Here is a 16,449-nt window from a genome sequence, read left to right as displayed (position 1 = left end):
CCGTCCTGTCCACTGCCTTGCGTACTGCTTACGCGTGTACCGCTCACCCGCGCACTGCTTACTTGGTACTGCTTACTGATCGTATCCACGCGCCGGTCGATCGGCTGGTTCCCCCTGTCGGCCCGGTCGACGGTGTCGACGCCTCTCGGAGTTCCCGCCGGAGCTCACCTTCGAACTCTCGGGGTCCTTCGGGATGCTCTCCCGCAGGTACTCATGCCCAGGATCGTAGAGGCGGCCGCAGACCAGTGTCCCGCACCTGACTGTGGACCCCTACCGGCTCCTGGGGAGACGGGCCGGACCGGTACGAGGTTGATACGTGAACGGACACGGGCCGATACGAGTGCCCGAGTGCCCGAAGGAGGGCGGGCGCCCTGCTCCGGGGGCCTCGCGCGCGGCCTGCCCCCGCCTGGAAAGGGATGTGAATCCACCCGTTCCAGCGTGCTAATGTTCTCGTGTCGGAAGGCGCCGGACCGCAAGGAAAGGCCCCGAGGACACACCCAATGCGCGGGTGGCGGAATAGGCAGACGCGCTGGATTCAGGTTCCAGTGCCCGCAAGGGCGTGGGGGTTCAACTCCCCCCTCGCGCACCAGCCGGAAGCCCCCCAGGTCTCGGACCTGGGGGGCTTTCGCATGCTCGGACGCGGGCGCTGTGGGGGCGCCGTGGAGCCGCGGTGCGCTGTGAGGAAGGTCTCAGGACTCCCGGCGCCACAGGGCCGGCACGTTGGGCGGCTCCCAGCCCGCCATCGAGGTGTGCGCCTGGAGGCAGCGGTAGGAGCCGCCGCCGTACGTCACCCCGTCGCCGGCGGCGTAGGAGCGGCCGGCCGCCCAGGTGCCGCCCGGCGGGTCGGTGGGCGGATCGGTCGGCGGGTCGGTGGGGCCGGGGCCCGGATAGCCGTCCACGTTCAGGACGAAGTCGAAGCTCCCCTCCTTGCCGCCGCCGGCGCCGCGGACGTTCATCAGCAGCGCGGGGTCGAAGAGGGCGTCCGTGCTGTTGCGGGGCTCGCCGGGGAAGTACAGCTGGGTGGTCAGTACGGGTTCACCGGGTGCCTGCGCCTTGACGTGGATGTGCCGGGTACGGCCCGGATAGAGGCCGGGGACGATCGTCCGCAGCGAGAACGCGCCCGTGGCGTCGGTGAACTGGTGGCCGCGGAAGGCGTATCCGGCCATGTCGTAGGCGCCGGCGTTGTCGGCCTGCCAGAAGTCGAGGAGCACGCCGGGCAGCGGGACGCAGTTGCGGCCGAAGACGTAGCCGCTCACGGTCAGCCGGGTGCCGGCGGTGCCGGGGGTCACCAGGTTGGTGCGCGGCGGGGAGTTCGGCTTGAAGTACGGGCCCTCCATCTGGTCGGGCGTCGGGTCGTCGCCGTCGTCGCAGAAGGGGGTCGGCGGCAGGGTCTCGCCGGTGGCGGAGCGGGCGGCGTCCCGGGCGAGCGCGATCGAGCCGGTGGCGAGCAGCGGGACGGCGGTGCCGGCCGCGACGGCCGCCCTGAGCAGCGTCTTGCGGCTGATGCCGCGGTCGGCGGTGGTGCCGGTGCCGGGGCCCGGGCCGGTGTGCGGTCCGGGCCCGGTGCCGGGTTCGTCGGGGGTGGTGGGGGCGTCGGAGGTCATGGCGTTCCTCGGTCTCCTCGGTGGGGTGGTCCCTGGGGAAGCTGGACGGGACGTGCGACATCCGGGACGTCGGGGACAGGGAGCGCGCCCGCCGCGCGGGGCAGGCTGCTGTCGTTGCTTCGGCGGGCGCGCTCCGTGGTGATCGCTGGAAACGGTATGCGGGCCGGTGGGGGCCCGGGCACCTCCTGTTCCGCCCCCTGCCCGGCGTTATGCGGGCGGCGGAACGGGGCGGGCGGGGCCCGTGTACGGGCGGATCGCCCGGGGGTACGGTCGTGGCGCGTCGGCGCCCGGGAGGGGCGGCGCGGACATGGGTACGGCACCGTGCGGCACGGGTACGGCGCGGGTGTGCGTACGGGTACGAGTACGGGGAGGGCGGTCGCGATGACCGAAGCGACGGCGGGGACGACGGCGGAGGCGACGACGGGGGCGCGTGCGGACGCGGGAGCGGGCGCGGTAGAGGGCCCGGAGGGGGGCGTGCGGGTGCCGGTCGTGCCGGGGTTCGCGCGGTGGCCCGTCGGCGGCTCGCCGAAGGCCGAGGGCAAGGCGCTGCGCACGCGCGTTCCGCGGTCCGCGCACGCCGACCTCACCCTGGACGCCTCCCGCCCGGACGCGGTGAGCGCGGTCGAGGAGTCCAACCGCGGCCGGATCCCCGGGCTCACCCCGATCCGGGTGGGGCGGATGGCCGCCACACCCTTCGCCTTCCTGCGCGGGTCGGCGGGGCTGATGGCGTACGACCTGGCGCGTACGCCGACGACGGGGATCGGCGCCCAGATCTGCGGCGACGCGCACGCCGCCAACTTCGGTCTCTACGGTGACGCCCGCGGCGGCCTGGTCATCGACCTGAACGACTTCGACGAGACCGTCCACGGCCCCTGGGAGTGGGACCTCAAGCGGCTCGCCGCCTCGATCGTCCTGGCGGGCCGGGAGGCCGGCGCCGACGAGGACACCTGCCGCGAGGCGGCCCACGACACCGCGGGCGCCTACCGGCGCACCATGCGGCTGCTGGCGAAGCTCCCCGCGCTGGACGCCTGGAACGCCATCGCGGACGAGGAACTCGTCTCCCACACCGACGCCCACGACCTGCTCGGCACGCTGGAGCGGGTGGCCGAGAAGGCGCGGGCCAACACCAGCGGGCGCTTCGCCGCCAAGTCGACCGAGGCCACCGAGGACGGCGGACGGCGCTTCGCCGACGCCCCGCCGGTGCTGCGCCGGGTGACGGACCCCGAGGCGGCGGCGGTCGCGGCCGCCCTGGAGCCGTACCTGGCCACGCTCTCCGAGGACCGGCTCCCGCTGCTGGCCCGGTACGCGGTGCACGACGTCGCCTTCCGGGTCGTCGGCACCGGCAGCGTGGGCACACGGTCGTACGTCGTGCTGCTCCTGGACCACCGCGGCGAGCCCCTCGTGCTCCAGGTGAAGGAGGCCAGGCCCTCCGCGCTCCTGCCCCACCTGGCGGCCGTCGGCTTCGACGCCCCCGAGACCGCGCACGAGGGGCGCCGGGTGGTCATGGGACAGAAGCGGATGCAGGTGGTCAGCGACATGCTGCTGGGCTGGACGGAGGTCGACGGGCGGCCCTTCCAGGTACGGCAGTTCCGCAACCGCAAGGGCAGCGTCGACGCCACGGCCCTGGCCGCCGACCAGATGGACGACTACGGCCGCATGACCGGCGCCCTGCTGGCCCGCGCCCACGCGCACAGCGCCGACCCGCGGCTCATCGCCGGCTACTGCGGCAAGAACGACGAGCTGGACGAGGCGGTGGCGGCCTTCGCCGTGGCCTACGCCGACCGCACGGAGGCGGACCACGCGGAGCTGGTGGGCGCGGTGCGGGCCGGGCGGGTCGCGGCGGAACTGGGGGTGTGACGCGGGCCGGGCCGGGCGGCGCCGGGCGGGGTGTGGCCTACGCTGGTCGGGTGACGACCCCGGAAGCTGAGCAGAGCGGTGGCGGCGCCGGTGCGGAGCCGGCGGCGACGCCCGAGGACGGTGCGCCGCGTCCCGAGGAACGGCTGGAACAGGCCGTACGGGCCGCCGAGCAGGCACTCATCGAGTACGAGATCGCGCTGGAGACCTTCCGCGTGGAGGTCGAGAATTTCTCGCGGCTGCACGAACAGCGGCTCGGCCCGGTGTACGCGCGGCTCGAGGAGCTGGAGGCGCAGATCCTGGAGGCCAGGGCCGCCGGCACCGGCGACGCCGAGGACCGGCGCCGGGCCGACGAGGCGCGGGCCCGGCTGACGCCGATCCCCGGGGTCGAGGAGCTGCTGAACGGCTGGATGGACGGGGACGGTCTGTTCCCGGAGGCCACGGCGATGCTGACGGACCAGGCGGTACGCCCGCCGCAGCGGGTGCGGCCCGGCGAGGAGGCCCGCAAGCTCTACCGCGAGCTGGTCCGCAAGGCCCACCCCGACCTGGCGCAGGAGGACGAGGAGCGGGCCCGGCGCGAGGAGTTCATCACCCGGGTCAACGCCGCCTACGCCCGTGGCGACGCGGCGCAGCTGCGGGAGCTGGCGGAGGAGTGGGCCGCCGGTCCGGCGCCCGAGCGGCGCCCGAGCCGGGGCGAGGAGCTGTACGTCCGCCTCGAATGGCTCGACCGGCGCAAGGAGATGCTCACGCTGCTCGCCAAGGAGCTGGAGGAGAGCGCGATCGGGGCCATGCTCCGGCTCGCCCCGGACGACCCCGACCGGCTGCTGGAGGAGATCGCCGAGCAGTTGGCGACCCAGGTGCGGGAGCGGGAGGCCGAACTCGCGGCGGTGCTCGGGCGGGACTGAGCCGGGCGGGGGCTCGGGTAGCGTCTGGGGCATGAGTTTTGGAGCTGGTGTGCCCACGGTCGAGGTCACGGACCTCAAGGACGGCGACTTCCTGCTGGACGTCCGCGAGGACGACGAGTGGCAGGCCGGTCACGCCGCCGGGGCACTGCACATTCCCATCAGCGAGTTCGTGGCCCGGTACGGTGAGCTGACCGAGGCCGCGCCGCAGGACGCCCGGGTCCACGTGATCTGCCGCTCCGGCGGACGCTCGGCCCAGGTCACCATGTATCTGGCCCAGCAGGGCATCGACGCCGTGAACGTCGACGGCGGCATGCAGGTGTGGGCCGCGGCCGGCCGGCCGGTGGTGGACGGGAAGGGCGAGCCGGGGCACGTTCTCTAGGCCGCTCGGGTCGTCTCCGGGTCGTCCCTCCGGGTTGCCCTTGGGCCGTCCCTCCGGATCGCCGTCGGATCGTCTCCGTGTCACCGCGGGCGCCGTCGCGCGGTGACGATGTGGTGACGGCCACTGCGCGGTCGGTCCGCCGGGGGCTGTGCGGGCGGACAGTCCTGAGTACCGTTCCCGTTCGGACGCTGCCGAGCAGCCGCACGAGTGGCGCGGGTGACCCCTGCGGCGGAGCGGGCGGTACGACGGATCGGGACCGGAACGGGGCGTAATGGACGCGTACGACACAGGCTCGGACGCCCCGCGGGGGCGGGACGAGCAGGAGGGACGGGGCGCACCGGACCAGCCGGATCAGCCGGATCAGCCGGAACGGTCAGACCAGCCGGACCAGCCGGACCAGCCGGATCGGTCGGATCGGTCGGACGGGACCAGGACCGGGTCTGAGGCAGTCGGCACAGGAGGCGGCCCTCGTACGGTCACCGCGGAGCCCCGCCAGGCGATCGTGGCGCCCCGTACCGGTTTCTCCGCGCTCTCCCCGCGCTACCAGGTCGGTGCCGTGGTCGCCCTCGCGGTCGTCGCCGTCGCCGTCTGCGCCCACCTCGGCCTGGTGTTCCTGCACGTGGCGCCGTCGAACACCCTCACCAAGCAGCACGGCGAGGTGGTGGACGAGTGGGTCTTCCCGGAGTTCGAACAGAACTGGAAGCTCTTCGCGCCCAACCCGCTCCAGCAGAACGTCTCCGTCCAGGTCCGGGCAGAAGTGAGCACGGCGGACGGCGCGATACGCACGACCGGCTGGTACGACCTGTCCGCCGAGGACGGTCAGGGCATCGACGGCAATCCGCTGCCGAGCCACACCCAGCAGAACGAGCTCCGCCGGGCCTGGGACTTCTTCGTCGCCACCCACGACTCCGACGACCGCCCGGTGGGCCTGCGGGGCACGCTGTCCGAGGACTATCTGCGCCGCATCGCCGTCCTGCGCCTGGACCGGAACGCCGCCGCCGGGCCGGGCGGTGTCGTCGAGCGCGTCCAGTACCGTTCCCGGACCACCAACGTGGAGCCGCCCTCGTGGAGCGGGGAGAAGGTCTCCGACCGGCCGGCCTACCGTGAGCTGCCCTGGTGGCCGGTGGCTGCCGGTGAGAAGGAGGGGGACGCCGCGTGAACGGCATCGCCCGCTCGGTCTCCCGGGGCATCGCCCGTGTCACCGGCGCCGCGCTCGGCCCGTACCAGACCGCCGTGATCCGCATCGGCTTCAGCGCCACCTGGCTGCTCTTCCTGCTGCGCGAACTGCCCCACCGCCACGAGCTGTACGGTCCCGGGAGCCCCTGGGGCCATGACCTCGCCGAGCAGCTGATCGCGGACAACGGCGCCTTCACGGTGCTGATGTGGTCCGACGGGCGGGTCTGGTTCGAGATCGTCTACGCGGTGGCCGTCCTGAGCAGTGTGCTGCTCCTGCTGGGCTGGCGGACCCGGACCATGTCCGTGATCTTCATGGTCGGTGTGCTCTCGCTGCAGAACCGCAGCGTCTTCATGGGGGACGGCGGCGACAACGTCCTGCACCTGATGAGCATCTACCTGGTGCTCACGCGCTGCGGCCAGGTGTGGTCGCTGGACGCGCGCCGGGCGCGGCGTGCGGGCGGGGCACGCGCGCGTGGGGAGCGTGTCGTGGACCGGGGCGGGCCGGCGCTGTGGTCGGTGTCCGGCTTCGTGCTGCTCACCATGACGGTGGCGGGCGGGCTGGACGGCGACTGGTTCGTTCCGGCGCTGCTGTGGGCGGTGTGGGCCGCGCAGGGCCTGTGGTGGGCCGTGGGGCGCTGGGCCAGTGGCGGTGAGCCGCGGATCCTGCTCGACGTGATCGCCAACATCGTGCACAACGGCGCGCTGCTCGTGATCATGGCCGAGGCCTGTCTGATCTACGCGACCGCGGGCTGGTACAAGATCCAGGGCTCACGCTGGCAGGACGGCACCGCGGTCTACTACCCGCTCAACCTGGACTACTTCTCGCCCTGGCCCGCGCTCTCCGAGGCGCTGGCCGCCAACGGCACGATGGTCATGCTCATCACCTACGGCACGGTCGCCGTGCAGGTCGCGTTCCCGTTCACGCTGTTCAACCGGCGGGTGAAGAACGTGCTGCTGGCCGCCATGATGGCCGAGCACGCGGTGATCGCCGTGGTGCTGGGGCTGCCGTTCTTCTCGCTGGCGATGATCGCCGCGGACGCGGTCTTCCTACCGACCTCCTTCCTGCGCCGGCTGGGCGGCTGGTCGGTACGCGCGCGTGCCGGGCTGCTGGGCCGACTGCCGGGCCGGCTGACGGCCGGGCTGACGGCCGGGCGTGGCGACAGCGGTGGTGTGGGCGGTGGTGCCGGCCGTACGGCGGCGGTGCCCGGGCCCCGCTCCCAGGAGGCCGCGGAGAGCGACAAGGACCCCGGCCACACGCACGTAGGCTTCCGGACATGACCGACCCCGACCTCGACCCGTCGGCCGTCTGGCGCCGGCACGCCGGACCGTGTGTGCTGCTGGACGGGTTCCACGCCCTCAAGCACGCGCTGCGTTTCGGCGCCGAGGTCCCGGTGGCCGTCACCGCCGACCGCGCGGGCGCCCTGGCCCTCGCCGAGGAGCTGGCGCCCGACGTGCGGGACGCCATGGACGCTCTGCTGGCGGAGGTGCCGCAGGAGACGTACGCCTCCCTCGTGCCGCGCTCGCATCCCACCGCCGTGGCCGCCCTGGCCGTACGGCCCTCGCGTGCGGCCAACCTGCGGGCGCTGGCGCACACGCCCCGCCGTACGCCCGTCGTGGTCCTCGACCAGCCGCGCAACCTCGGCAACGCGGGCGCGGTGATCCGGCTGGCCGCCGGTTTCGGGGCGACCGGTGTGGTCACCACGGGCACACTCGACCCGTGGCACCCCACGGTGGTGCGCGGCGGGGCGGGGCTGCACTTCGCGACCGCCGTGGAACGGCTGGAGGTCGCGGAGCTGCCGCCGGGGCCGGTGTTCGCGCTGGACCCGGAGGGCGAGGACATCCGCGGGCTGAAGCTGCCGGACGACGCGCTGCTCGCGTTCGGCTCGGAGCGCAGCGGGCTGTCGCGGGAGCTGCGCGCGCGTGCCGACCATCTGGTGGCGCTGCCGATGCGCCCCCAGGTCTCCAGCTACAACCTCGCGACCAGTGTGGCCATGACGCTGTACCACTGGAGCGCCGGCGGGGGCGCACCGCACGTGTCCTAGCAGGCTGTTCTAGGGGGTGTCGTTTGGATCAGGCCGACTCCAGGCAACGGTGCCTTGCGACTGACGCGACCCCGGCAAGATCCAAACGACACCCCCTAGGCCTGACGGCGGACCTCCACCACCCGGAAGCGGTTGGCCACGAACGCCCCGTCGCACAGGGCGGCGTTGGCCGCCGGGTTGCCGCCCGAGCCGTGGAAGTCGGAGAAGGCGGCCGTCTGGTTGACGTACACCCCGCCGGTGAGGTTGAGGGACAGCTGGGCCGCCTCCTCCAGGCAGGCCTCCCGCACGGACTGCTCGACCTCCGCGTCGGTCGTGTAGGCGCCCACCGTCATCGCGCCCTTCTCCCGGACGCTGTGCCGCAGCAGGTCCACGGCGTGCTGTGCGGAGTCGACGGCGACGGCGAAGGAGACCGGGCCGAAGCACTCGCTGGTGTAGGCGGCCTCGTCGTCGGGCTTGGCGCCGTCCAGCTTGACGATCACCGGGGTGCGCACGACCGCGTCCGGGAAGTCCGGGTTGGTCACCTCGCGGGAGGCCAGGGCGACCTCGCCGAGTCCGGCGGCGGCCTCCAGGCGGGCCTTGACGTCCGGGTTGACGATCGCGCCGAGCAGGGCGTTCGCGCGGGCGTCGTCGCCGAGGAGTCCGTCGACGGCCCGCGCCAGGTCCGCGGTCACCTCGTCGTAGGTCTTCGGGCCCTGGTCGGTGCGGATGCCGTCGCGGGGGATCAGCAGGTTCTGCGGGGTGGTGCACATCTGGCCGCTGTAGAGGGAGAGGGAGAAGGCCAGGTTGGCGAGCATCCCCTGGTAGTCGTCGGTGGAGTCGACGAGCACCGTGTTGACGCCGGCCTTCTCGGTGAAGACCTGGGCCTGGCGGGCGTTGGCCTCCAGCCAGTCGCCGAAGGAGGTGGAGCCGGTGTAGTCGATGATCCGGATCTCGGGGCGGGTCGCCAGGGTCTTGGCGACGCCCTCGCCGGGGCGCTCGGCGGCCAGCGCGACCAGGTTCGGGTCGAAACCGGCCTCGGTGAGGACGTCGCGGGCGACCCGCACGGTGAGCGCGAGCGGCAGCACCGCGCGCGGGTGGGGCTTGACCAGGACCGCGTTGCCGGTGGCGAGGGAGGCGAACAGGCCCGGGTAGCCGTTCCAGGTCGGGAAGGTGTTGCAGCCGATGACGAGGCCGATACCGCGCGGGACCGGCGTGAACTGCTTGGTCAGCGCGAGCGGGTCGCGCTTGCCCTGCGGCTTGGTCCACTCCGCCGTGTCGGGGGTGCGGACCTGCTCCACGTACGCGTAGGCCACGGCCTCCATGCCGCGGTCCTGCGCGTGCGGGCCGCCCGCCTGGAAGGCCATCATGAAGGCCTGCCCGGAGGTGTGCATGACCGCCTGGGCGAACTCCATCGTCCGGTCGGCGATCCGCCGGAGGATCTCCAGGCAGACCATCGCGCGCAGCTCCGCGCCCGCGTCCCGCCACGCCTTCTGGCCGGCCTTCATGGCGGGCAGCAGCACGTCGAGGTCCGCGTGCGGGTACTCCACGCCCAGCTCGACGCCGTACGGGGAGACCTCGCCGCCGACCCAGCCGTCGGTGCCGGGCTGGCCGAGGTCGAGGCGGGTGCCGAGCAGGGCGTCGAAGGCGGCCTTGCCCGCGGCCATGTCCAGGCTGCCGTTCTCCCCGTAGGCCTTGGGGTGCTCGGGGTGGGGGGACCAGTACGCGCGCGTGCGGATCGTCTCCAGCGCCAGGTCCAGGGTCGGCCGGTGCTGGGCGATCAGCTGGTGTGCGGTGAGTTCGGCGGCCATGCGGGACCAACTCCTCGTCTCTCACGGACTCGCCGTCGACTCCGCGTCGACGCTTCGTCGAGTCCGTGGACCTGGGGGGAAACCTGGGCAGAAACAGGCGGACACGGCTAGAGTAACCGAACGATCGGTCGGGACAAGGGGGACCGCCGCATCTGTGGAAAACCCCGTGCGGGAGGATCGCGCACATGACAGCACTCGACCTCAGCAGCCCCGTGGCCGTCGTCGGCACCGGCACCATGGGCCAGGGCATCGCCCAGGTGGCGCTGGTCGCGGGCCATCCCGTACGGCTGTACGACGCCGTCCCCGGGCGGGCCCGGGAAGCGGCCGACGCGATCGGCGCCCGGCTCGACCGGCTCGTCGAGAAGGAACGGCTCACCGGCGCCGAGCGGGACGCGGCCCGTGCCCGGCTCGGGCCCGCCGAGACCCTCGCCGACCTCGCCGACTGCGCGCTGGTCGTCGAGGCGGTCCTGGAACGGCTGGACGTCAAGCAGGAGCTGTTCCGGGCGCTGGAGGACGTCGTCGGCGACGACTGCCTGCTCGCCACCAACACCTCGTCCCTGTCCGTCACCGCCATCGGCGGCGCGCTCCGCGCCCCCGGCCGCTTCGTCGGCCTGCACTTCTTCAACCCCGCGCCGCTGCTGCCGCTGGTGGAGGTGGTCTCCGGGTTCGCCACCGACCCCGCGTCGGCCACGCGCGCGTACGAGACGGCCCGCGCCTGGGGGAAGACCCCGGTCGCCTGCGCCGACACCCCCGGTTTCGTCGTCAACCGCGTCGCCCGGCCCTTCTACGCCGAGGCCCTCGCGGTCCACGAGCTGCGGGCCGCCGACCCGGCCACCGTCGACGCCGTGCTGCGTGAGTCCGGCGGCTTCAGGATGGGCGCCTTCGAGCTGACCGACCTGATCGGGCAGGACGTCAACGAGTCCGTCACGCACTCCGTGTGGCAGGCGTTCTTCCAGGACGCGCGCTTCACGCCGTCGCTGGCCCAGCGCCGCCTGGTCGAGTCCGGCCGGCTCGGCCGCAAGAGCGGGCAGGGCTGGTACGACTACCGGGACGGCGCCGAGCGGCCCGAGCCGCACACCGCCGAACCCGCCGACCGGCCCGCGTACGTCGTCGCCGAGGAGGACCTCGGACCGGCCGGCGAACTGCCCGCGCTGATCCGCGAGGCGGGCATCGAGGTCCGCGAGGAGGGCGGGGGCAGCGGGACGCTCGTGCTGCCCGGCGGCGGCCGGCTCCTCCTCGCCGACGGGCAGACCTCGGTCGAACTCGGCGACGTCGTCCACTTCGACCTCGCCCTCGACTACCGGCGGGCCACCCGCGTCGCCCTCGCCCCCTCCGAGACCACCTCGCCCCGCACCCTCGCCGAGGCCACCGGCCTGTTCCAGGCGCTCGGCAAGAAGGTCAGCGTCGTCGGCGACGTGCCCGGCATGATCGTGGCGCGGACGGTCGCGCGGATCGTCGACCTGGCGTACGACGCGGTCGCCCGGGGCGTGGCCTCGGCGGAGGACGTCGACACCGCGATGCGCCTCGGCGTGAACTACCCGCTCGGGCCCGTCGAGTGGGGCCGCCGACTGGGCCTCCGGTGGGTGTACGAGCTGCTGGGCGAGCTGCACGAACGCGAGCCCTCCGGGCGCCACGCCCCGTCCCTCGCGCTCCGCCGTCACACGCACGCCTCCGACGCAGGGGAGGGCACCCGCTCATGAGCACCGCCAAGCGCGACACGTACACGCCCGAGACACTGCTCTCCGTCGCCGTGCAGGTCTTCATCGAGCGCGGCTACGACGGCACCTCCATGGAGCACCTCTCCAAGGCGGCCGGCATCTCCAAGTCGTCGATCTACCACCACGTCACGGGCAAGGAGGAGCTGTTGCGCCGGGCCGTGAGCCGGGCCCTGGACGAGCTCTTCGGGATCCTCGACGAGGAGCACGCGCGCGTGGGGTCCGCCGCCGAGCGGCTGGAGTACGTCGTGCGGCGCATGGTCGAGGTGCTCATGGCCGAACTGCCGTACGTCACACTGCTGCTGCGGGTGCGCGGCAACACCGGCACCGAGCGGTGGGCGCTGGAGCGGCGGCGCGAGTTCGACCACCGGGTCGCCGACCTGCTGAAGGCCGCGGCGGCCGAGGGGGACGTGCGCGCGGACGTGGAGGTGCGGCTCGCGACGCGCCTGGTCTTCGGCATGATCAACTCGATCGTGGAGTGGTACCGGCCCGACGGTCCCCATGGCAGCGGCGGGCGGGGCGGCGCGGGTGAGCGCGAAGTGGTCGACGCGGTGGCGCGGCTGGTCTTCGGGGGCCTGCGCAAGGCGTCCTGAGCGGCCACTCGGCCCCGGCCCGGCGGTCAGCTCTGCGGTTCCAGGTCCTCGGTCTCGAACACCAGCAGGGTGCGTGTGCTGAGCACCTCCGGGATGGCCTGGAGGCGGGTGAGCACCAGCTCGCGCAGGGCCCGGTTGTCCGGGGTGTGCACCAGCAGCAGGACGTCGAAGTCGCCGCCCACCAGGGCGATGTGCGAGGCCCCGGGGAGCTGCCGGAGCTGCGCCCGGACCGTGCGCCAGGAGTTCTGCACGATCTTCAGGGTGATGTACGCCGAGGTGCCGTGCCCCGCGCGTTCGTGGTCGACGCGGGCGCCGAAGCCGCGGATGACGCCGTCCTCGACGAGCCGGTTGATCCGCGCGTAGGCGTTCGCGCGCGAGACGTGCACCCGCTCGGCGACCGAGCGTATCGAGGCGCGGCCGTCCGCCTGGAGCATGCGCAGGATGTCCTGATCGATGGCGTCCAGCGGGCGCGGGGGCGGCGGGGTGCCGGCGTCGTCCGGGCCGCCGGCTTCCTCCGGGCGTTCGGCCATTTGTTCAGATGCCACGTGCCCCCGCCTTCCTCCCATGGACGTACTGCGTCCATCTCAGGCTGTGGAGAACCGTTTGTCCACAGCCTGGGGCCGCCTGTAGCCAAAATGTGCCGGCGACCGAACAATCGGTAGGTGAGGCCCGTCACACCCGTGGCGAGCCGACAGCCGCTCCCACGAGGAGGTGCCGTCATGACGGTCATGGAGCAGCGGGGCGCTTACCGGCCCACACCGCCGCCCGCCTGGCAGCCCCGTACCGACCCCGCGCCGCTGCTGCCCGACGCGGAGCCGTACCGCGTCCTCGGCACGAAGGCCGCCGAGCAGGCCGATCCCGAGCTGCTGCGCACGCTGTACGCCCGGCTGGTCGCCGGCCGGCGCTACAACGCGCAGGCCACGGCGCTGACCAAGCAGGGCCGGCTGGCCGTCTACCCCTCCAGCACCGGTCAGGAGGCCTGCGAGGTCGCCGCCGCGCTGGCCCTTCAGGAGCGGGACTGGCTCTTCCCCAGCTACCGCGACACGCTCGCCGTCGTCGCCCGCGGGGTCGACCCCGTCGAGGCCCTCACCCTGCTGCGCGGTGACTGGCACACCGGCTACGACCCCTACGAGCACCGGGTCGCGCCCCTGTCCACGCCGCTGGCCACCCAGCTCCCGCACGCCGTCGGTCTCGCGCACGCCGCCCGGCTCAAGGGCGACGACGTGGTCGCGCTCGCCATGGTCGGCGACGGCGGCACCAGCGAGGGCGACTTCCACGAGGCGCTGAACTTCGCGGCCGTCTGGCGGGCACCGGTCGTCTTCCTCGTGCAGAACAACGGCTTCGCGATCTCCGTCCCGCTCGCCAAGCAGACCGCGGCCCCGTCGCTGGCCCACAAGGCCGTCGGCTACGGCATCCCCGGCCGCCTGGTCGACGGCAACGACGCCGCCGCCGTGCACGAGGTCCTGTCCGACGCCGTGCGCCACGCGCGGGCGGGCGGCGGTCCCACGCTGGTGGAGGCGGTGACGTACCGCGTCGAGGCGCACACCAACGCCGACGACGCGACGCGCTACCGGGGCGACGCCGAGGTCGAGGCCTGGCGCCGGCACGACCCGATCGAGCTGCTCCAGCGGGAGCTGACCGAGCGCGGCCTGCTCGACGAGGAGGGCGTCCGGGCCGCCCGCGAGGACGCCGAGACCATGGCCGCCGACCTGCGCGCCCGCATGAACCAGGACCCGGAACTCGACCCCATGGACCTGTTCGACCACGTCTACGCAGAGCCCACGCCGCAGCTGCGCGAGCAGCGTGACCTGCTGCGGGCGGAGCTGGCGGCGGCGGCCGAGGCGGAGACCGGGGCCGCGTCCGGGGCGCCCGAAGGGGGACACCGATGACCACTGTCGCCGTCAAGCCGGCCACCATGGCGCAGGCCCTCACGCGCGCGCTGCGCGACGCCATGGCCGCCGACCCGAGCGTGCACGTCCTGGGCGAGGACGTGGGCACCCTCGGCGGCGTCTTCCGGGTCACCGACGGACTCGCCGCGGAGTTCGGCGAGGACCGCTGCACGGACACCCCGCTCGCCGAGGCCGGCATCCTCGGCACGGCCGTGGGCATGGCGATGTACGGACTGCGCCCGGTCGTGGAGATGCAGTTCGACGCCTTCGCCTACCCGGCGTTCGAGCAGGTCGTCAGCCACGTCACCAAGATGCGCAACCGCACCCGCGGCAGGATGCCCCTGCCGCTGACCATCCGCGTCCCCTACGGCGGCGGCATCGGCGGCGTCGAGCACCACAGCGACTCGTCCGAGGCGTACTACATGGCGACTCCGGGGCTCCATGTCGTCACGCCCGCGACCGTCGCCGACGCCTACGGGCTGCTGCGCCGGTCCATCGCCTCCGACGATCCGGTGGTCTTCCTCGAACCCAAGCGTCTGTACTGGTCGAAGGACGCCTGGAACCCCGAGGAGCCGGCACCCGTTGAGCCGGTGGGCCGCGCGGTGGTGCGGCGCTCGGGCAGGAGCGCCACACTCATCACGTACGGACCGTCGCTGGTCGCCTGCATGGAGGCGGCCGAGGCGGCCCGGGCCGAGGGCTGGGACCTCGAAGTCGTCGATCTGCGCTCCCTGGTGCCGTTCGACGACGAGACGGTGTGCGCTTCGGTGCGGCGGACGGGACGCGCGGTCGTCGTCCACGAGTCGGGTTCCTTCGGGGGCCCGGGCGGGGAGATCGCGGCCCGGGTCACGGAGCGCTGCTTCCACCACCTGGAGGCGCCGGTGCTGCGTGTGGCCGGGTTCGACATCCCGTATCCGCCGCCGATGCTGGAGCGTCACCACCTGCCCGGTGTGGACCGGATCCTGGACGCCGTGGGGCGCCTGCAGTGGGAGGCCGAAAGCTGATGGCACACGCTTCTGATGGGCGCAGCCTGGAGTTCAAGCTCCCCGACCTCGGTGAGGGGCTCACCGAGGCGGAGATCGTGCGCTGGATGGTCGAGGTCGGCGACGTCGTGGCCGTCGACCAGCCGGTCGTCGAGGTCGAGACGGCCAAGGCGATGGTCGAGGTGCCCTGCCCCTATGGGGGCGTGGTCACCGCCCGCTTCGGCGAGGAGGGCTCGGAGCTGCCCGTCGGAGCGCCGCTGCTGACGGTGGCGGTGGGCGAGGATGCCGCCGGCCTCCCGGCGCGGGACTCGGGCACCGGCGGCGAGGCGGTGGAGCCGGCGCGGGCCGAGGAGCCGGTGCGGGCCGAGGAGCCGGAGGCAGGGCAGGCGAAGGCCGGCGGCTCGGGCAACGTCCTCGTCGGATACGGCACCTCCGAGGCGCCCGCGCGCCGGCGCCGGGTACGGCCGGACCGGCAGACGGCCACCGCGGCGGCGACCGGGCGGGTGAACGGCCGGGCCCGTACCGCGGACCCGGTGGACGGCCCCGTCCCCGTCATCTCCCCGCTGGTGCGCAGGCTGGCCCGGCAGAACGACCTGGACCTGCGCGAGCTGACCGGCTCCGGCCCGGAGGGGCTGATCCTGCGGGCGGACGTGGAGTACGCGCTGCGTGCCGCCGCCGCGCACGGCGGCCGTACGGCGGTCCGGGAGGGACAGGCCGACCCCGTCGAGGTGCCGGCACCCGTGTCCTCCGCCGCGCGGTCCGGCGGTGTCCGCATCCCCCTCAAGGGCGTCCGCGGCGCCGTCGCCGACAAGCTCTCCCGCAGCCGGCGCGAGATCCCGGACGCGACCTGCTGGGTGGACGCCGACGCGACCGAGCTGATGCGGGCGCGCACGGCCATGAACGCGGCGGGCGGGCCGAAGATCTCCCTCGTCGCGCTGCTGGCCCGGATCTGCACGGCCGCCCTGGACCGCTTCCCGGAGCTGAACTCCACGGTCGACACGGAGGCCCGCGAGGTCGTCCGGTTCGACCACGTCCACCTCGGCTTCGCGGCGCAGACCGACCGGGGGCTGGTCGTGCCGGTCGTCCGGGACGCGCACGCGCGGGACGCCGAGGCGCTCACCGCCGAGTTCGCCCGGCTGACCGAGGCGGCCCGGGCCGGCCGGCTGACGCCCGGTGAACTGACCGGCGGCACCTTCACGTTGAACAACTACGGCGTCTTCGGTGTCGACGGCTCCACGCCGATCATCAACCACCCCGAGGCGGCCATGCTCGGCGTCGGCCGCATCGTCCCCAAACCGTGGGTGTACGAGGGCGAGTTGGCGGTGCGTCAGGTCGTCCAGCTGTCGCTCACCTTCGACCACCGGGTGTGCGACGGCGGTACGGCGGGCGGTTTCCTGCGGTACGTGGCGGACTGCGTCGAACAGCCGGCGGTGCTGCTGCGGACCCTGTGACGGGGGTCCGACGACGACGCCGGCGCGCACACTCCGATCGCGCGGGCTCCCCCGCGTTCCCTGTGATCGCCCGG

The 16,449-nt window shown here is 73.6% G+C and carries 14 protein-coding genes and 1 tRNA gene; 12 read left to right on the top strand and 3 right to left on the bottom strand.

The genetic code is table 11. The annotated features are described in order from the left end of the window. Positions 1-502 precede the first annotated feature (502 nt). Positions 503-589, top strand: a tRNA-Leu gene (locus tag RI578_RS19655). Positions 590-689: 100 nt separating this feature from the next. Here the strand turns inward: RI578_RS19655 and RI578_RS19650 are convergent. Then, the gene (locus RI578_RS19650) at positions 690-1,604 is read right to left on the bottom strand and encodes a carbohydrate-binding protein (RefSeq protein WP_310872291.1); all 915 of its coding nucleotides are present in this window, start codon (positions 1,602-1,604) and stop codon (positions 690-692) included. A gap of 381 nt (positions 1,605-1,985) precedes the next feature. Between RI578_RS19650 and RI578_RS19645 the strand changes: the two genes are divergently transcribed. The 6 genes from RI578_RS19645 (at position 1,986) to RI578_RS19620 (ending at position 7,960) form a co-directional block, all read left to right on the top strand. Then, positions 1,986-3,461 (top strand): DUF2252 domain-containing protein, encoded by a 1,476-nt coding sequence (locus RI578_RS19645; RefSeq protein WP_310872290.1) that lies wholly within the window; start codon positions 1,986-1,988, stop codon positions 3,459-3,461. 50 nt (positions 3,462-3,511) lie between these two features. Continuing rightward, on the top strand, positions 3,512-4,363 hold the full coding sequence (locus RI578_RS19640; protein WP_310872289.1) for a hypothetical protein: 852 nt from the start codon (positions 3,512-3,514) through the stop codon (positions 4,361-4,363). A 49-nt stretch (positions 4,364-4,412) separates the two neighbouring features. Next, positions 4,413-4,742: a rhodanese-like domain-containing protein gene (locus tag RI578_RS19635; protein ID WP_210960169.1), complete on the top strand. Its 330-nt coding sequence runs from the start codon at positions 4,413-4,415 to the stop codon at positions 4,740-4,742. 271 nt (positions 4,743-5,013) lie between these two features. After that, on the top strand, positions 5,014-5,901 hold the full coding sequence (locus RI578_RS19630; protein WP_310872288.1) for a DUF5819 family protein: 888 nt from the start codon (positions 5,014-5,016) through the stop codon (positions 5,899-5,901). Beyond that, positions 5,898-7,196: an HTTM domain-containing protein gene (locus RI578_RS19625; RefSeq protein ID WP_310872287.1), complete on the top strand. Its 1,299-nt coding sequence runs from the start codon at positions 5,898-5,900 to the stop codon at positions 7,194-7,196. The genes RI578_RS19630 and RI578_RS19625 overlap by 4 nt, the downstream gene beginning before the upstream one ends. Then, complete coding sequence (locus RI578_RS19620) at positions 7,193-7,960, top strand: TrmH family RNA methyltransferase (RefSeq protein WP_310872286.1); 768 nt, start codon at positions 7,193-7,195, stop codon at positions 7,958-7,960. Before RI578_RS19625 ends, RI578_RS19620 begins: the two co-directional genes overlap by 4 nt. A 95-nt stretch (positions 7,961-8,055) precedes the next feature. On the opposite strand, the gene paaN is transcribed toward RI578_RS19620, so the two are convergent. Then, entirely contained in the window at positions 8,056-9,747 is a 1,692-nt protein-coding gene (paaN, locus tag RI578_RS19615; RefSeq protein WP_310872285.1) for a phenylacetic acid degradation protein PaaN, read from the bottom strand. A gap of 185 nt (positions 9,748-9,932) precedes the next feature. Here paaN and RI578_RS19610 point away from each other — a divergent pair, with 185 nt between their 5' ends. Next, positions 9,933-11,447, top strand: a complete 1,515-nt coding sequence (locus RI578_RS19610) for a 3-hydroxyacyl-CoA dehydrogenase (RefSeq protein WP_310872284.1) — start codon at positions 9,933-9,935, stop codon at positions 11,445-11,447. After that, positions 11,444-12,055 carry a TetR/AcrR family transcriptional regulator gene (locus RI578_RS19605; protein ID WP_310872283.1) on the top strand — a complete coding sequence of 204 codons (612 nt, stop codon included), beginning with the start codon at positions 11,444-11,446 and terminating at the stop codon, positions 12,053-12,055. The genes RI578_RS19610 and RI578_RS19605 overlap by 4 nt, the downstream gene beginning before the upstream one ends. A 26-nt stretch (positions 12,056-12,081) precedes the next feature. Here RI578_RS19605 and RI578_RS19600 read toward each other — a convergent pair whose 3' ends face one another. Beyond that, entirely contained in the window at positions 12,082-12,585 is a 504-nt protein-coding gene (locus tag RI578_RS19600) for an Lrp/AsnC family transcriptional regulator (protein WP_055418900.1), read from the bottom strand. Between the two features lie 189 nt (positions 12,586-12,774). On the opposite strand from RI578_RS19600, the gene pdhA reads away from it, so the two are divergent. From pdhA to RI578_RS19585, 3 genes are read left to right on the top strand one after another with little or no spacing between them, the layout of a single operon-like run. Next, entirely contained in the window at positions 12,775-13,944 is a 1,170-nt protein-coding gene (pdhA, locus tag RI578_RS19595) for a pyruvate dehydrogenase (acetyl-transferring) E1 component subunit alpha (RefSeq protein ID WP_310872282.1), read from the top strand. After that, positions 13,941-14,945: an alpha-ketoacid dehydrogenase subunit beta gene (locus RI578_RS19590; protein WP_310872281.1), complete on the top strand. Its 1,005-nt coding sequence runs from the start codon at positions 13,941-13,943 to the stop codon at positions 14,943-14,945. Before pdhA ends, RI578_RS19590 begins: the two co-directional genes overlap by 4 nt. Continuing rightward, positions 14,945-16,375 (top strand): dihydrolipoamide acetyltransferase family protein, encoded by a 1,431-nt coding sequence (locus RI578_RS19585; RefSeq protein WP_310872280.1) that lies wholly within the window; start codon positions 14,945-14,947, stop codon positions 16,373-16,375. Before RI578_RS19590 ends, RI578_RS19585 begins: the two co-directional genes overlap by 1 nt. The last annotated feature ends 74 nt before the right edge of the window (positions 16,376-16,449 follow it).

Origin of the sequence: Streptomyces sp. BB1-1-1, assembly GCF_031597775.1 — a bacterium.
Taxonomy (GTDB): domain Bacteria; phylum Actinomycetota; class Actinomycetes; order Streptomycetales; family Streptomycetaceae; genus Streptomyces; species Streptomyces thinghirensis.
This window is presented reverse-complemented; position numbering and strand designations above follow the sequence as displayed.

Bases quoted from the DNA above. Each gene is read 5' to 3' on its own strand.
- RI578_RS19650 (WP_310872291.1), bottom strand. From the start codon at position 1,604: ATGACCTCCGACGCCCCCACCACCCCCGACGAACCCGGCACCGGGCCC.
- RI578_RS19645 (WP_310872290.1), top strand. From the start codon at position 1,986: ATGACCGAAGCGACGGCGGGGACGACGGCGGAGGCGACGACGGGGGCG.
- RI578_RS19630 (WP_310872288.1), top strand. From the start codon at position 5,014: ATGGACGCGTACGACACAGGCTCGGACGCCCCGCGGGGGCGGGACGAG.
- RI578_RS19620 (WP_310872286.1), top strand. From the start codon at position 7,193: ATGACCGACCCCGACCTCGACCCGTCGGCCGTCTGGCGCCGGCACGCC.
- RI578_RS19610 (WP_310872284.1), top strand. From the start codon at position 9,933: ATGACAGCACTCGACCTCAGCAGCCCCGTGGCCGTCGTCGGCACCGGC.
- RI578_RS19600 (WP_055418900.1), bottom strand. From the start codon at position 12,585: ATGGCCGAACGCCCGGAGGAAGCCGGCGGCCCGGACGACGCCGGCACC.
- paaN (WP_310872285.1), bottom strand. From the start codon at position 9,747: ATGGCCGCCGAACTCACCGCACACCAGCTGATCGCCCAGCACCGGCCG.
- RI578_RS19585 (WP_310872280.1), top strand. From the start codon at position 14,945: ATGGCACACGCTTCTGATGGGCGCAGCCTGGAGTTCAAGCTCCCCGAC.
- RI578_RS19605 (WP_310872283.1), top strand. From the start codon at position 11,444: ATGAGCACCGCCAAGCGCGACACGTACACGCCCGAGACACTGCTCTCC.
- RI578_RS19590 (WP_310872281.1), top strand. From the start codon at position 13,941: ATGACCACTGTCGCCGTCAAGCCGGCCACCATGGCGCAGGCCCTCACG.
- pdhA (WP_310872282.1), top strand. From the start codon at position 12,775: ATGACGGTCATGGAGCAGCGGGGCGCTTACCGGCCCACACCGCCGCCC.